A 16233-nucleotide genomic window follows, 5' to 3' on the forward strand; every position below is an offset into this window, starting at 1 on the left:
TTGTCCGAGCTGACACCTCCCGCCGTCATCCTCGACAAGTCGCAGATGGCCGAGAACATCGGCGCGGTGGCGCGGGTGATGGCCAATTTCGGCCTGTCGGACCTGCGTTTGGTGACGCCCCGCGACGGCTGGCCCCAGGAACGGGCCTGGGCCACGGCCTCGGGCGCCGACTGGGTGCTGGACGGCGTGCGGGTGTTCGACAGTGTCGCCGAGGCCGTCGCCGACCTGAACACCGTCTTCGCCACCACCGCCCGCCCGCGCGAGACGCGCCAGCCCGTGCGCACGCCGCGCGAGGCCAGCCGCGTCCTCTATGACGACACGGCCTCGGGCCTGAAGACGGGCCTCTTGTTCGGCGGCGAGCGCGCCGGGCTGGAGACGACGGACATCGCCCTGTGCGCTGGCATCGTCACCATTCCGATCGACCCGAAGCACCACTCGCTGAACCTGGCCCAGGCCGTGGCGATCAACGCCTATGAATGGCGCACCCTGATCCTGGACGCCCCGCCGCCGCGCTTTCGCGACAGCGAACCGCCGGCGTCGAACGACCTGCTGGTCGGCATGTACGAGCATCTGGAGGAAGAGCTGGAAAACGGCGGCTTCTTCTATCCGCCCGAGAAGAAGCGCTCGATGAGCCAGAACCTGCGCGTCATGCTGGGCCGCGCCGCCTTCTCCGAACAAGAGGTCGCCACCATGCGCGGTGCCATCCACGCCCTGTCGCGCGGCCGCGGCCGGGTCCTGGCCAAGCTGGCGGCCGAACGCGCGGCGAAGGCCAAGACGGACATGCCCGAGTGAAAGCCTGGCTGATCTATCCGCTGGCGGCCCTGGCGGAGATCGGCGGCTGTTTCGCTTTCTGGGCCTGGCTGAAGCTGGATCGTTCACCCCTGTGGCTGGCGCCCGGCGTCGCCTGCCTGATCGCCTTCGCCTGGCTCCTGACCCTAGTCCCCAGCGACGCGGCGGGCCGCGCCTTCGCGGCCTACGGCGGCGTCTATATCTGCGCCTCCCTGATCTGGATGGCGCTGGTCGAGAAGACCCCGCCGGATCGCTGGGACATCCTGGGCGGCCTTGTCTGCCTGGTCGGCGCCGGGCTCATTCTGTTCGGCCCGCGAGGCTAGCCTGCTTCGGCTTGGCTTGGCCGCCCTGATCCTCTATTCTGGCTCCAGCCATCAGGTCGCCCCGTGCGGCCAGGCCGGCGCGCCGAGTTTGGTTTGCGAATCCGGTCCGACGCCCGTCGATAACCTGGCGTCACGACGAAACTTCCGTTCGCTTGGAGGCCGCCGTGGCGCGCAAACTGACACTTGATTTCCTCAAGACCGAGGCCGCATCCGGCTCGGCGCTGGCGCTGGCCGCCATCGCCGCCGTGGCGATCGCCAACTCGCCCTGGTCGGCCGATTATTTCGCTTGGCTGAAGAGCGACCACGTCTTGCAGATCGGCCCGATCCGGTTGGAGGAGACGATCTCCGACTGGATCAAGGAAGGTTTGATGGCGATCTTCTTCCTCGTCGTGGGGCTGGAGATCAAATACGAGATCGTGCGCGGCGAACTCAGCGACCCGAAGAAGCTGGCGACGCCGGTGCTGGCGGCGCTGGGCGGCATGGCGGGGCCGGCGGCGGTCTATCTGCTGCTGTCCGGCGCCATCGGCGCGCCGCATGCGGGCTGGCCCATTCCGCTGGCGACCGACATCGCCTTTGCGCTGGCCATCTTCGGCTTTGTCGGCAAGGGCTTGCCCTCGTCGCTGCGGGTCTTCCTGCTGACCCTGGCCATCGTTGACGACCTCGGCGCCATCGCCCTGATCGCTGTGCTGTTCAGCGAGGGCGCGAACTGGACGCCGCTATTCTGGGCGCTGGGCGCTCTGGCTGTCGGCGCGGTCGCGGCGCACCGCATCCGCATCCCCGCGCCCTTCTGGGTGCTGGGGTTCGCCCTGGTCTGGTATCTGACCGTGCTGTCGGGCCTCAGCACCTCCCTGACCGCAGTGGCCTTCGCCATGATCGTGCCGATCAAGGGGCGCGCCGAAGACGGTCAAAGCCCGCTGAAGGAGGCGATGCACGATCTGCATCCGTGGAACGCCTTTTTGGTCCTGCCGCTGTTCGCCTTCGCAAAGGCGGGCGTGTCCTTCGCTGGTCTGTCGATGGAGCAGGCGTTCGCGCCTCTGGTCATCGCCATTGCGCTGGGCCTGTTCTTCGGCAAACAAATCGGCGTCCTGGGCGCCGCCTGGCTGGCCTCGGCGCTGAGGATCGGCGCGCGGCCGACGGGCGCCAGCTGGCTGCAGGTTTACGGCGTCTCGATGCTATGCGGGGTCGGCTTCACCATGAGCCTGTTCATCGGCGTCCTGGCCTTCCCCGGCGCGGTCGATTCGCCCGAGCAGGTCGAGGTCAAGCTGGGCGTTATCGGCGGCTCGATCCTGTCGGCGATCGCGGCGGCCCTGGTGCTGGGTTTCGCCGGTCGGGCCCGCCAGGTGGATCCCGCCGCCCTGCATCCTGAGGTCGAGCCTCTGGGGCCGAAAGACGGGCAAAAACTGACCTAGCGTCAGCGTTTTCTGTCGCTTCCCTGACACACAAAGGCGAATCCGCGGCGAAAAATCGTCGCGGCGAACAACGCTCGCTTGTCGGTCGGCCCGAACCGCGCTTAGCCTGTCCCTAACGAATGATCCCCCACGTAGGGGACGTCGAGGGAACAGGAAACGCTGCGATCGCCACTGGCGTCGCGGCTTCAGCCGGGAGGACGCCTATGCGCCGCAATCTTCAACTCAGGACCACCGTGTCCGCCGCCGTCATGGGCGCCGCCGTCATGGGATTCGCCGGCGTCGCCGCCGCGCAGGAAGCCCCGGCGACCGTCGACGACATCATCGTCACCGCCCAGAAGCGTGAGCAGAGCCTGCAGGACGTGCCGATCGTGGTCACGACCCTGTCGCAGGAACTGCTGGACGGCGCGGGCGTGCAGGACATCAAGGATCTGCAGATCCTGACGCCGGGCATGACCGTCACTTCGACCCAGTCGGAAGCCTCCACCACCGTGCGCATCCGCGGCGCCGGCACCGTCGGCGACAACCCCGGCCTGGAAAGCTCGGTCGGCGTGGTGATCGACGGCGTCTATCGCTCGCGCAACTCGGTCGGCTTCGGCGATCTGGGCGAGCTGAGCCGTATCGAGGTCCTGAAGGGCCCGCAAGGCACCCTGTTCGGCAAGAACACCTCGGCCGGCGTCATCAACATCATCACTGAGCGCCCCTCGTTCGATCCGTCGATCTCGGGCGAACTGACCGGCGGCAACTTCGGCGCCATCGGCGGTTCGGTTTCCGTCACCGGCGGCCTGACCGACCAGGTGGCCGGTCGCCTGTTCGTCGCGCACCGCGAGCGTGACGGCTTTTACGACGTCAACAACGGCGACGGGCCCAACACCCGCAAGGACGACCAGACCCAGGACTACTGGACCACACGCGGCCAGCTGCTGATCCTGCCCAGCGACGACGTCTCGGTGCGCCTGATCGCCGACTACACCAAGCGCGAGGAATACTGCTGCGTCGCCGTGCAGACGCGCGTCGGCCCGACCCAGGCCTTCATCGCCGCGCTGACGGCCCCGAACGGCCCGGGCCAGCGTCCGCCGGTCGCCGGCTTCGGCACGGTGCCCTTCTCGCGTCTGGCCTATTCCAACCGCGAGACGCCGCAAGAGATCGAGGACATGGGTCTGTCGGCGGAAGCGACCATCGACTTCCCCAGCATCAACGCCACCCTGACGTCGCAGACCTCGTGGCGCGACTGGTCGTTCCAGCAAGGGATGGACCTGGACTACACCGGCGCCGACATCCTGTACCGCGCCAACGACGGCTCCAACGGCTACGGCGTCGACAACCTGACGCAAGAGTTCCGCCTGGCCGGCACGTCGGACAAGCTGGACTGGCTGGTCGGTCTGTTCGCCACCAAGGAAGGCGTCTATCGCGACGACAGCTACGTCTATGGCTCGGACTACAACGCCTTCGCCTCCCTGCTGCTGACGGCCTCGCTACCGGCGGCCGTGGGCGGCCCCAGCCCGTCGCGCCTGGGCTGCTTCACCAATCCGAACGGCTTCCTGGTCGGCACCGCCGGCGCGGCCGCGGGCCAGCCGCTGTGCGTGATCGGCGCGGTGCCGCCCAGCGCCGCCGCCCCGACCTTCGGTGTCGGCAAGGCCTATGAAGACCACTATTCCCAAAAGTCGGAATCGGTCGCCGTGTTCACAAACAACACCTACCGGGTGACCGAGGCCTTCGATATCAACCTGGGTCTGCGCTACACCTACGACAGCAAGCGTCTGTTCGGGATTCAGGACAATCTGGGCACCAACGGCGCAGCTTGCGGCGGTGCCCTGGCCAATCAGAACCCGGCCAATCGCACCGTGTCGCCGATCCCCGGCACCGCCAACGTCGCGACGCCGGCCGCCGCGCTCGGTCTGCTGTGTCTGCCCTGGTCCAACCCGCTGTACGACGGTCGTCGGATCCAGGAGAAGTTCAGCGACACCGACCTGTCGGGCACGATCAAGGCGTCCTACCGCTTCAACCCGTCGATCATGGTCTATGGCTCGTATGCGCGCGGCTACAAGGGCGCGGGCTACAATATGGACCGGGTGCAGACGGGCGTGACGCCGGACGCCTCGCTGTTCTTCAAGGCCGAGACCGTTGACAGCTATGAAGCGGGCGTCAAGACGACCCTGTTCGACCGCACCATGCTGCTGAACGTCACCTACTTCGATCAGAAGTTCGAGAACTTCCAGCTGAACACCTTCCTGGGCACCGCCTTCGTGGTGGAATCGATCCCGGAGCTGACCTCGCGCGGCGTCGACGCCGACATGGTCTGGTTCACCCCGGTCGAGGGCCTGAGCTTCCAGGGCGGCGTGACCTACACCGACGCCAAATACGGCCAGTTCGGCGCCGGCGACCTGTCCAGCCCCGGCCGCTTCCCGCAGTTGTCGCTGCTGCCGGGCGCGCGTGCGTCCTTCGCTCCGGAATGGTCGCTGACCGGCGCCCTGGCGTTCGATCGCGAACTGGGCGGCGGCCTGCGCGGCGGCTTCAACCTGTCGGCCAAATATTCGACCGAATACAACACCGGCTCGGACCTGCTGCCGTACAAGAACCAGGACGCCTTCACCGTCGTCAACGGCCGGGTCTCGATCGGTTCGGCCGACGAACGCTGGACGCTGGAGGTCTGGGGCCAGAACCTGCTGGAAGAAGAATACACTCAGGTCGGCTTTGCCGCGCCGCTGCAAGGCACGGCCTTCACCAACACCACGACGCCGCAAGCCAACGGCACCTTCTACAACCAGGCCACCGACACGGCGACCTACAACGCCTACCTCGGCGCCCCGCGCACTTACGGCGTGACGCTGAAGGTCAAATACTGATCGCCAGCCCTCAAGGCTGACCGACCAAGGGCCGACCGGGAGACCGGCCGGCCCTTTTTCTGTGCAATCAAGCCCGTGGGCGGGTGCGACCTCGCGTTGTCACAGCAGGCTCTCCTTATCGACTTTTCGCCAATCGACCGGTTTCCCTCGTCAAGCCATGCTGGACGCGGACGTTCCACTGCCCGATACAAGGCTTTGTCGACGCACTGCGTCCATTGAGGAAGCGAATGCGTCATCAGAAGTTTCGAACGCCCGTCTGGCGCGGTTATGCCTTCGCCATAGCCGCCTGGCTGGTCGCCTTCGCCATTCGCTACGGCCTGGCGCACTGGTTTCCGCCGGGCTTTCCCTATCTGACCTTTTTTCCGGCTGTCGTGCTGGTCGCCTTCTATGCGGGCCTGCGCCCGGCGGTCCTGACAGCGACCCTGTCGGGGTTGTCGGCCTGGTGGTTCTGGATCGGCCCGGCTGGGTTCGACCTCAGCGTCGCGACCTTCGTCGCCATCGGCTTCTATGCCTTCGTCGTCGCCGTCGACATCTTCTTCATCGTCGGCATGGACAAGGCGTCAGGAAAGTTGGCGCGCGAAGTCGAGCGCAACGCTGCGCTCGCGGAAAGCCGCGACATTCTGCTCAGAGAAGTGCAGCACCGGGTGTCGAACAATATTCAGGTGGTCAGCGCCTTGTTGAGCCTGGAGGCGCGCGCCGCCGCCGACCCAGACGCCAGAAAGGCTTTGGCCGACGCCTCGTCCCGCACGGGTCTGGTGGCCCGCATCCAGCGCAGTCTGGCCGACGCAGACCAGAAGAACACCGCTTTTCAGGATTTGGCGCGATCGATCGTCGACGATGCGCTGACGGCGGCCGCGCGTGACGACGTGATTGTCTCCATCTCCAGCGGCGACGTGGTTCTGTCGGCCGAGGAGGCCACGCCCGTGGTGCTGATAATGCTGGAATGCGTGAACAACGCCTTGGAGCATGGATTCCCTGACCGGCCCGGACGGATCACGATCGACCTGTGCGACGACGGCACGGTGCGCACCCTGACCATCGCCGACGACGGCGTGGGCGTCGCCGAGGATACGGGCGCCGAACCGACCAGCCTGGGTCTGCGGATCATTACGGCCCTGGCCCGCCAACTCGGCGGAGAATGGTCTCTGCGGCCCTCATCGCCCGGCGCGATCGCCCGCCTGTCGTGGCCCAGCGCGCCCGTCGCGCCCTAACTCGTTAGATACCGCCACGCGAAAAGGTCTCGGTCGGGAAGGTGCCGCGAAGGCATAGGCTCTCCGCGCCATCATTTTCCATGAATTGGTAGACCGGCTGCGCGTTCCGCTCAGTCTGTTCCGGTCCGGATCGAGGCGGGAAACCTGCCTTTTTTAGAACCGTCACCCTCGGGTTCTTTGCCGAGGGTGACGGAGACGGTGACGAAGGTGCGGTGTGAACAGCGCCGCGCGCTACTCCACCACTGTCCCCGCCCTCGGTTTCGCCAACTCCCGCTGCCCGGCCGTCTTTCGGCTCAGGATGCGGCGGCCCCAGCCGGCGATGTCGTCGACGATGGTGAAGATGGCGGGGATGTAGAGCAGGGACAGGAAGGTCGATGAGATCAGTCCGCCCAGCACGGCGATGGCCATGGGCGAGCGGAACTGGACGTCGGCGCCCACCCCAAGGGCGATGGGCACCATGCCGGCGCCCATGGCGAATGTGGTCATCAAAATCGGCCGGGCGCGCTTGTGCGCCGCGTCCATGATGGCCTCGTGGCGCGGCATGCCCTCTCGCTCGGCCATGATGACATAATCCACCAGCAGGATGGAGTTCTTGGCCGCGATCCCCATCAGCATCAGCACCCCGATCAGGGCCGACATGGAGAAGTTGGCGCCGCCGATAGCCAAGGCGATGAAGGCGCCGCCGATGGCCAGCGGCAAGGCCGCCATGATGGTGATCGGATAGGCGAAGCTTTTGAACAGCAGCGTCAGAACCGCATACATCAGCAGGATGCCGGAGGCGAAGGCGATGGCGAAGCCGGTCAACATCTCCTGAATGAACTCGGCGTCGCCGGCCGGCACCTGACGCACGCCGGCGGGCAGGTTCTTGACCGAGGGCAGGCGGTTGACGGCCGCGCCCGCCGCACCGGTGGTGATGCCGTCCAACTCTGCGCTGATCGAGGCGATACGCGACCGATCCTGGCGGGTGACGGTGGCGGGACCGGCGCCGAACTGGATATCGGCGACGGCGCTGAGCGGAACAGAAGTTCCGCCCGTCGCCGGCACGCGCAGGTTCTCCAGCACGGTCAGATCCTCACGCGCATCTGCGGTCAGTTGCAGGCGGATCGGGATCTGGCGGTCGCCGAGATTGTACTTGGGCAGGTTCTGATCCACGTCGCCGATGGTGGCGACCCGCACAGCTTGAGAGATGGCGCCCGCCGAAACGCCGGCCAGGGCCGCCTCGTCGGGACGTGGCGTGACCAGGATTTCGGGTCGGGCGATGGCGGCCGAGTTGACGACGTTGGCCAGGCCGGGGACGCCGCGCATCTCTTCCTCGACCTTTCTCGCCGCAGCGTTCAGGGCGTCGGGGTTATCGCTCAGGATCGAGAAGGTGTAGCTGGTGCCGTCGCCGGGCCCGCCGCCCTGCTGGGCGATGCCCGCGCGGATTCGGGCGCCGGGAATCTGTTTCAGCTCGTCCACCATGGTGCGGGCGAAGACCTGCTGGCTTAGGTCGCGGTCGCCCTTGGGCACCATGTCGGCATAGACATTAGCCTGGGTCACGTCCTGACCGCCGATGGCGGCATAGACCGAGATGACCTCGGGGCGGGCTTCCAGCCGCTTTGTGACCTGCCGAACCACGGCGTCGGTCTGGGCCAGCGTCGCGCCAGGCGGCAGTTCGACCTGGAAGGCGGCGCGGGCGGTATCACCGGGCGACATGAATTCGAACGACATCTTGGCGACGACGGCTGTGGCGATGGAGCCAAACAGAAACAGCACGCCGAGGATCAACACCTTCCACCGGTTGCCTAGCGACCAGCGCAGCGCATTCAGATAGCCGCCCATCCAGAACGGATCGCGATCCTCATGGTTGGTGTGCTTGAGGATGTAAGCCGCCATCAGCGGCGTCAGGGTGCGCGCCACCAGCAGCGAGAAGGCGACGGAGACGCACGCGGCCAGCGCAAAGGCCTTGAAGAACTGCCCGATGATGCCGGGCATGAAACCAACGGGCGCGAAGACGGCGATGATGGTGGCAGTGGTGGCCACGACCGCCAGGCCGATCTCGTCGGCCGCCTCCAGCGAGGCGTTATAGGGCGGTTTGCCGTCGCGCATGTGGCGCACGATGTTCTCGATCTCCACGATCGCATCGTCGACCAGGATGCCGATCGTCAGCGACAGGGCCAGTAGGGTCACCACGTTCAGCGACTGGTCCAGCGGGCCCAGGATGGCGAAGGTCGGGATTAGCGACATCGGCATGGCCATGGCCGCGATGAAGGTCGCCCGCCAGTCGCGCAGGAAGATGAAGACGATGATGACCGCCAGCACGGCGCCCAGCAGCAAAGCCTCCAGCGAGGCCAGATAGGATTCCTCGATCTGTTCGACGCTGGCGGTGACCTGTTGGATCGTCAGTTCGGGATGGGCGTCGTCGAGCTTCTTGACCTCCTCACGGACCCGTTCGGCGACCTTGACCTCGGAGGCGGTGCGCGAACGCAGGAAGTTGAAGGTGACGGCTTCCTGACCGTTGTAGCGGGCCAGGCGGCGCGGCTCGCTCCACTTGTCCTCGACCGTGCCCAGGTTATCGAGGCGGATGGTCTTACCGTCGCCCAGGGGGACCAGGGTGTCGCGAAGTTGCGCCACCGAGGTTGCGGCGCCGAGGGTGCGGACGGCTCTCTCGGACCCTGCAATGGTGACGCGGCCGCCCGGCAGATTGTTGTTGACGTTGTTCAGCGCCTGGCTGACCTCGGCGGCGGTGACGCCGTAGGCGGCCAGGCGTTGCGGATCCAGCTCGACGCGGATCTCGCGATCCACCCCGCCCGAGCGGTTGACCTCTCCCACGCCGCCCAAGGCCAGCAGGCTGCGGCTGACCTCGTTGTCGATGAACCAGCTGATCTCTTCCGGCGTCATGGTCGGCGAGCGGACGACGTAGTTGATCAAGGCGTCGCCGGTGATGTCGATGCGCTGGACCGCCGGTTCCTGCATGTCCTGTGGCAAGGACGCGCGCAGGCCGGTCATGGCGTTGCGCACGTCGTTGGTCGCGCGATCGGTGTCGGTGCCCAGCTCGAACTCGATGGTCGTGGTCGAGACGCCGTCGGTGATGTTGGACGTGATGTGGCGCACGCCCGACAGGCCGGCCAGCGAATCCTCGATCAGGCGCGTGACTTGGATCTCCATTTCCGCCGGGGCCGAGCCGGGGCGGGCGGCCGTGACGGCGACCAGCGGAAAGTCGATGTCGGGGTTCTGATTGATCCGCATCCCCATGAAGCCGACCACGCCGCCGAGCGTCAGCAGCAGGAACAGCAGGATGATCGGGATCGGGTTCTTGATCGCCCAGGACGACATCTGGTTCATGGTCGTCGGTCCTACTTGGAGGCAGGCTGGGCGGCCGGGGCGGGCGCATTGCCGACCGCTCGGGCCACGTTGACGCGGTCGCCTTCGTTCAGGAAGCCCGCGCCGTCCACCGCGACGCGGACGCCGACATCGACGCCGCTGACCGCCGTCTGGGCCTCGGTCCGCGACAGGATGCTCACGGGCTGGAAGTGGACGGTGTTGTCGCCGCGGACTACGAAGACGCCGGGCTTGTTGTCGCGATACAGGACCGCCCCGGTCGGCACGGTGGTCGCCGGCTGATCACCGACGGCGATGTCGGCGCGGGCGAACATGCCGGGCCGCAGCTGGGCGCCGGGCGCCAGGGAAATGCGGGCCAGGCCCAGGCGGGTGGTGGCGTCGACCTCGGGCGTGACGATGCGGACCGAGCCGGTGGTCTGACCGGCCTCGCTGGAGGTCACGATCGCGGACTGACCGGCGCGCACCAGCGACAGTTCGGTCTCCGGCACCTGGGCGTCCAGCTCAAGCCGGCCGTCGCGCACCATGCGGAACAGCTCGGTCCCGGCGGCGATGATCTGGCCCTTGGTGACGCTGCGGCTGATGATCAGGCCGCTGACGGGCGCGCGGATGGTCGCCTGCGACAGCTGGGTCTGGGTCTGGCTGAGGGCCGCGCGGGCGGCGGCCAGATTGGCGTTCGAGCTGCGCTGGTTCGCCAGGGCCGTGTCCAGCGACGCCTGGCTGAGGAAGCCGCGTTCCTTCAGCTGCTGCGCGCGATCGAGCGCGGCGTTGTCGCGGGCCACATTGGCCTCGGCCAGCTGCACCTGGGCCTGCTGCTGGCGCAGCTGGGCGCGCAGCAGGACGTCGTTCATCTGCACCAGCGGCTGGCCCTGACGCACGTAGGAGCCTTCGTCCACATAGACGGCGACGGCGGTCAGCCCGCCGGTCTCGGCCGCCACCGGCACCTCTTCCCAGGCGGAGACGGAGCCCGAGGCGTTGACGGTGCGGGCCAGGTTGATCTGGGTCACGGTCGCGGCGGTCACGGTCTGGCGCGCGCCGGCCGCCTCCTTGCCGTCGGCCTTCTTGTCGTCTCCGCCGCCGCAGCCGGCCAGCACCAGGACGGCCAGAATGGCCGCACCGGCCAGAAGTGTGGGTCGGGTCGTCTGGAGCACGGAAAAACGTCCTTGAAGAGCGATCAGGCGATGGCTGTTTCCCTTATAGCGTCCAAGGGCCGCGCTCAAAGACAAACGCCATCATTGCCAAGCTGTAATACGCGGTCGTGCTGGCTGCGGATCGTGCCGCGTCTGGTCCCCGGCGCCCGCGCGTGATAGGGGCGCGCGGATGACGACTCCCCCGATCTCGAACATTCGCAACTTCAGCGTGGTCGCGCACATCGACCATGGCAAGTCGACCCTGTCCGACCGCCTGATCCAGCACACCGGCGGCCTGACCGCGCGCGAGATGTCCGAGCAGGTGCTCGACAATATGGAGATCGAGAAGGAACGGGGCATCACCATCAAGGCCCAGACCGTACGCCTGACCTATCGGGCCAAGGACGGGCAGGACTATATCCTGAACCTGATGGACACGCCGGGCCACGTGGACTTCGCCTATGAGGTCAGCCGGTCCCTAGCCGCCTGCGAAGGCTCGCTGCTGGTCGTGGACGCCTCGCAAGGGGTCGAGGCCCAGACCCTGGCCAATGTCTATCAGGCCATCGACAACAACCACGAGATCGTCCCGGTCCTGAACAAGGTCGATCTGCCGGCGGCCGAGCCGGACCGCGTGCGCGCCCAGATCGAGGACGTGATCGGCATCGACGCCTCCGAAGCGGTCCTGGCCAGCGCCAAGTCCGGCATCGGCATCGAGGAGGTGCTGGAGGCCATCGTCACCAAGCTGCCGGCGCCCAAGGGCGATGTGAACGCGCCGCTGAAGGCCATGCTGGTCGACGCCTGGTACGACCCATACCTCGGCGTCGTCGTGCTGGTGCGGGTCTTCGACGGCGTGCTGAAGACCGGCATGCGGGTCAAGATGATGCGCAACGGCTCGACCCACCTGATCGACCGGGTCGGCGTCTTCCTGCCCAAGAACACGCCGGTCGATCAACTCGGCCCCGGCGAGGTCGGCTTCATCACCGCCCAGATCAAGGAAGTGGCCCACGCCGCCGTCGGCGACACCATCACCGATGAGAAGAAGCCGACCGCCGAGCCGCTGAAGGGGTTCAAGGAAGTCCAGTCGGTCGTCTTCTGCGGCCTGTTCCCGGTGGACGCCGCCGACTTCGAGGACCTGCGCGCCGCGATCGGCAAACTGCGTCTGAACGACGCCTCCTTCACCTATGAGATGGAAAGCTCGGCGGCGCTGGGCTTCGGCTTCCGCTGCGGCTTCCTGGGCTTGCTGCACCTTGAGATCATCCAGGAGCGCCTGAGCCGCGAGTTCAACCTCGACCTGATCGCCACGGCGCCGTCCGTCGTCTACAAGATCGGCCTGCGCGACGGGTCTGAAATGGATCTGCACAACCCGGCCGACCTGCCCGACGTGATGCAGATCGAGACCATCGCCGAGCCCTGGATCAAGGCCACCGTCCTGACGCCGGACGAATACCTCGGCGGCGTCATCAAGCTGTGCCAGGACCGTCGCGGCCAGCAGATCGAACTGTCCTACGTCGGCAACCGCGCCATGGTGGTCTATGAGCTGCCGCTGAACGAGGTGGTGTTCGACTTCTACGACCGGCTGAAGTCGATCTCGAAGGGTTACGCCTCGTTCGACTACGAGATCACCGAATACAAGGTCGGCGACCTGGTGAAGATGTCCATCCTGGTCAACGCCGAGCCGGTCGACGCCCTGTCCATGCTGGTCCACCGCGCCCGCGCCGAGACGCGCGGCCGGGGCATGGTCGAGAAGATGAAGGAACTGATTCCGCCCCACCTGTTCCAGATCCCGATCCAGGCGGCCATCGGCGGCAAGATCATCGCCCGCGAGACCGTCCGCGCCCTGCGCAAGGATGTGACCTCGAAATGCTACGGCGGCGACGCCACCCGCAAGAAGAAGCTGCTGGAAAAGCAGAAGGCCGGCAAGAAGCGCATGCGCCAGTTCGGCAAGGTCGAAATCCCGCAGGAGGCCTTCATCGCCGCCCTGAAGATGGACGAGGATTGATCCCGCGCTGGACCTCTCCGTCCCCGCCGGGGGAAGGGAGAGGTCTTGGTGCGCGGCCTCAGTGCGCGCCGTTCAACTGCTCGAACACCGCGTCGTAGCCATTCGCTTCCGCAAACCGCAGCGGCTTGACCCGCTCGACCAGGATTTCGCCGCGCGGGGTCTCGCCGCGTTCGATCAGGCCGATGACCTCGGCCGTATAGTCGGCCAGCGGCATGGAGGCGGGGTTTTCCGCATGGCCTGGCATTATGTCGGTGGCGACGCCGGGCGGGGCCAGTTCCAGCACCTCGACCGCGGTGTCCGCCAGTTGATGCCGCAGGGATTGGCTCCACGAATGCAACGCCGCCTTGGTCGCATTGTATGTCGGCGTCGCCGTCAGCGGGACGAAGGCCAGGCCCGACGTCACCGTCATCACCGTCGCCTTTGGCTGGGCCGTCAGATGCGGCAGCAGAGCGGCTGTCAGGCGGATCGGCCCCAACAGATTGGTGGCGATGATCGTCTCCACGGCGGCTAGGTCAAACGGCTGGGCCTTCAAGTCCTCTGCCTTCATGATGCCGGCGTTCAGAATGACGACATTCAGGGCGGGGTGGTCCTTGACGACTTGGGCGCCGAAGTCGGCGACGGCCGCGGCGTCCTCCATGTCCAGAGTCGCCCAGGCCATGCCGGGATTGGCGGACGCCGTCTTTTTCAGCACGCCTTCGCGACGGCCGGTGATGATGATCTGATTGCCGCGCGCGTGCAGCGCCTCGGCGAGGGCGCGGCCGATGCCCGTGCCGCCGCCGGTGATCAGTATGGTGTTGCCGGTGATGTTCATGATCGTCTCCTCGGGATGCGTCAGCGATGAAAGCGAGGTATGGCGATCACTCTCTAATCGAAAGTAGGCACTCGGAACTGCCCTACTTACCGTCCAGAAAGAAATGGCTATGACGGAGCTTCCGCCCGCAAGAATCGCTCATCCCGAGACCGGCGAGGTCGCCGATCCGCGCGTGGAGGCCTTGGTCAACGACGTGATTGGCCGCGTCGCCGACAAATGGACCATGCTGATCCTGGAGGTTCTGGCCGAGCACGGCGAGACCCGTTTCACCCGCGTCGGCGAACTCGTCGGGGGCATCAGCCAGAAGATGCTGACCCAGACCCTGCGCCAGATGGAGCGCGACGGCCTGGTGATCCGCACCGTCCACCCCATCATCCCGCCCAAGGTCGAATACCGCCTGACCGACCTGGGCTTCACCCTGGCCGAAGCCTTTTGCGGCGTCTGGATGTGGGCCGAAAAAAACATCGACCGCATCGAGGCGGCGCGCGCGGCGTTTGATGGGCGAGATAAATAATCCCGCTCAAGTCAGAGCGCAGGGAATCAAGCCTGCACCGTCTCCGTGATGAAATGCCGGCCCTGACGGTCTTCGATCTCGACCACCCACAGGTCCGGATCATACCCGCGCTGGCGGGCGATATAGGCGTCCAGGTCGCTTTCGCTGTCGGAGGTGACGGGCTGGATCCACAGGCGGTCGCCGTCGGTTCCGAAGGCTTCGGTGAACAGGCGGGCGGTGCGGGTGGAGGTGTCGTAGGCCTTGACGATGACCGAGCCGGCGCGGGCGTCGCCCTTCTTGACCACGGTCGCATAGGCGCCCTCGATCTGGGCGCGGCGGATCAGGGCGCTGACCCACAGGTCGCTGGAAAGAAGCAATTCGCTAACCCTGCTCGAACACGGAACCCCAACCCTGGCGCGCTAGGGTCGGGGCATGAGGATAGGCCTTTCCCCCCGGCAAGCCAGAGGTTTCGCGTCGGCCATGCTGATCGCCGCGACGCCCGTCGCCGCCTTCGCCGCGCCGCAGGACCGCTTCTATGAGCGCAGCTTCGTGCTGGCCGCCAACGACCGCTGCGGCCTGTTCGAGCCGCAGTTGACCGCCGCCCTGACGGCTGCCGCCTGGCAGGCGCGGGGCGCGGCCCTGCGCGCGGGATCCAGCGACCGGCAACTGGCCGAGACGGCCCAGCGGGCGCGGGCGCGGGCGAACACGACGCCGTGCGGATCCACCGATCTGAAGACGGTTCAGGGCCGGGTCCAGACCGCCTTTTCCGGCTGGTCGCGCACGACGCGGATGGAGTTTCCCGGTGATCGCCGAAAGTGGAGCGCGGACCGCGCGGCCTATGCGCGCCCGACCTGGCGGCTGATGCAGGCGACCGTGACCGGCGCCTCGCCCGTGCGGTTCGGCGTGGTGGGCGGCATGGACCGGCCTGACCAGTTGGCCGCCGTGGTGTCCTGGCAGGGGCGCTCGCGACCGACCGGGGTGCGGGTGGTGATGCGTGACCACACGGTGGCGCCGCGTCCGTGGCTGTCGCACGACCTGCCGCCCGCCGCGCAACGCCGCGCCTTCTGGGCCGCCGGCGTGACCAGCGCCGAACCGATGCTGCTGCCCGAAGGTCGCCCGGCCGGTCAGGCCTGGCTGTTCCCCGCCGCCGCCGCCGACGCCCTGTCGGCCCTGGACCCGCGCGAGGTCTTCACCGTCGAGTTCCTGTTCCGCGACGGCAGCATCGCCCGCTCCACCTTCGAGGCCGGGGATTTCGCGGCGGGCCGCGCCTTCCTGGCGATGGGGCAGGTTTAGGTTTCGGTTGTCGGCGTTCGCCTGACGTGCATCCATCTGGCTATGCGCAATGTCTTGTCAGTTGTCGCTGTTGCAGCTCTGATCTCAGCCTGTTCAGGAGAAGAGCCGTCGCGACCGCCAGTGATGGTGTTCGCCCAACACGACTTCGACCGCCTCTATGTCTGGGACCGCGCACCCGCGATATGGGCGAACACGCCGACGTTGGTGATCGCCGAGAGAGACAGCCTGTACCCGTCAGTCCCTGACGTCAAAGTTCTGCTTTCATGCAAGGCAGACAGGAGCCTGACGGTCTGGGGAAAAGTCTACGAGTTCGGCACCGATCTCGGCGGGCCGCCGCGTTTGATGCCGATGTTCGGTCTTCGAAGCCGAGACGTGTCGCTGTTGGCCGAGCCGATATGGGAATATGGGGGCTTCAGCAAGTCGGCGCACTATGTCCTGCACCCTTCGCAAGCCGAGCTCAATCAGCTGCTACGCGGGCCATGGTTTGAGGTGAGCGAAGTCTATGCTGATGGCGATGGAGCGACGCGATATCCGCCTCCGCCAAGAGAGCTGGCGGACACCTTCATCCGACAATGCCAAACAGCCGCCGAGATTAAATAAATCGCGATTGATGG

13 protein-coding genes are annotated in these 16233 nt (G+C 66.7%); 9 read left to right on the top strand and 4 right to left on the bottom strand.

The features are described 5' to 3' along the window. The 5 genes from E4341_RS04640 to E4341_RS04660 all read left to right on the top strand — a co-directional run bounded on the left by E4341_RS04640 (window position 1) and on the right by E4341_RS04660 (window position 6575). Window positions 1-792 carry an RNA methyltransferase gene (locus tag E4341_RS04640; protein WP_165115543.1) on the top strand — a complete coding sequence of 264 codons (792 nt, stop codon included), beginning with the start codon at window positions 1-3 and terminating at the stop codon, window positions 790-792. Continuing rightward, complete coding sequence (locus tag E4341_RS04645) at window positions 789-1112, top strand: YnfA family protein (RefSeq protein WP_165115545.1); 324 nt, start codon at window positions 789-791, stop codon at window positions 1110-1112. The genes E4341_RS04640 and E4341_RS04645 overlap by 4 nt, the downstream gene beginning before the upstream one ends. 164 nt (window positions 1113-1276) lie before the next feature. Continuing rightward, complete coding sequence (gene nhaA, locus E4341_RS04650; protein ID WP_165115547.1) at window positions 1277-2521, top strand: Na+/H+ antiporter NhaA; 1245 nt, start codon at window positions 1277-1279, stop codon at window positions 2519-2521. A gap of 203 nt (window positions 2522-2724) precedes the next feature. Beyond that, complete coding sequence (locus E4341_RS04655; RefSeq protein WP_165115549.1) at window positions 2725-5364, top strand: TonB-dependent receptor; 2640 nt, start codon at window positions 2725-2727, stop codon at window positions 5362-5364. A 227-nt stretch (window positions 5365-5591) separates the two neighbouring features. Then, entirely contained in the window at window positions 5592-6575 is a 984-nt protein-coding gene (locus tag E4341_RS04660; RefSeq protein WP_165115551.1) for a sensor histidine kinase, read from the top strand. Window positions 6576-6806: 231 nt separating this feature from the next. Here E4341_RS04660 and E4341_RS04665 read toward each other — a convergent pair whose 3' ends face one another. Together E4341_RS04665 and E4341_RS04670 are read right to left on the bottom strand one after the other, a co-directional pair. Next, a complete protein-coding gene (locus E4341_RS04665; protein WP_165115552.1) occupies window positions 6807-9899 on the bottom strand; it encodes an efflux RND transporter permease subunit in 3093 nt (1030 codons plus the stop codon). Between the two features lie 11 nt (window positions 9900-9910). After that, window positions 9911-11044, bottom strand: coding sequence for an efflux RND transporter periplasmic adaptor subunit (locus E4341_RS04670; RefSeq protein WP_205751358.1), 1134 nt, complete (start codon window positions 11042-11044; stop codon window positions 9911-9913). A 169-nt stretch (window positions 11045-11213) separates the two neighbouring features. Here E4341_RS04670 and lepA point away from each other — a divergent pair, with 169 nt between their 5' ends. Next, window positions 11214-13022, top strand: coding sequence for a translation elongation factor 4 (lepA, locus tag E4341_RS04675; protein ID WP_165115556.1), 1809 nt, complete (start codon window positions 11214-11216; stop codon window positions 13020-13022). Window positions 13023-13080: 58 nt separating this feature from the next. Here the strand turns inward: lepA and E4341_RS04680 are convergent, their stop codons facing one another. Continuing rightward, window positions 13081-13833, bottom strand: coding sequence for an SDR family oxidoreductase (locus tag E4341_RS04680; protein WP_165115558.1), 753 nt, complete (start codon window positions 13831-13833; stop codon window positions 13081-13083). A gap of 109 nt (window positions 13834-13942) precedes the next feature. Here E4341_RS04680 and E4341_RS04685 point away from each other — a divergent pair, with 109 nt between their 5' ends. Further along, window positions 13943-14347, top strand: a complete 405-nt coding sequence (locus E4341_RS04685) for a helix-turn-helix domain-containing protein (protein WP_240893616.1) — start codon at window positions 13943-13945, stop codon at window positions 14345-14347. Window positions 14348-14373: 26 nt separating this feature from the next. Here the strand turns inward: E4341_RS04685 and E4341_RS04690 are convergent, their stop codons facing one another. After that, window positions 14374-14703 carry a DUF1491 family protein gene (locus tag E4341_RS04690; protein WP_165115562.1) on the bottom strand — a complete coding sequence of 110 codons (330 nt, stop codon included), beginning with the start codon at window positions 14701-14703 and terminating at the stop codon, window positions 14374-14376. A 103-nt stretch (window positions 14704-14806) separates the two neighbouring features. Here E4341_RS04690 and E4341_RS04695 point away from each other — a divergent pair, with 103 nt between their 5' ends. Beyond that, window positions 14807-15619, top strand: a complete 813-nt coding sequence (locus tag E4341_RS04695; protein WP_137722558.1) for a hypothetical protein — start codon at window positions 14807-14809, stop codon at window positions 15617-15619. Between the two features lie 120 nt (window positions 15620-15739). Then, window positions 15740-16219, top strand: coding sequence for a hypothetical protein (locus E4341_RS04700; RefSeq protein ID WP_165115564.1), 480 nt, complete (start codon window positions 15740-15742; stop codon window positions 16217-16219). The last annotated feature ends 14 nt before the right edge of the window (window positions 16220-16233 follow it).

Source organism: Brevundimonas sp. 'scallop' (assembly GCF_011045535.1).
Classification (GTDB): Bacteria; Pseudomonadota; Alphaproteobacteria; order Caulobacterales; family Caulobacteraceae; genus Brevundimonas; species Brevundimonas vesicularis.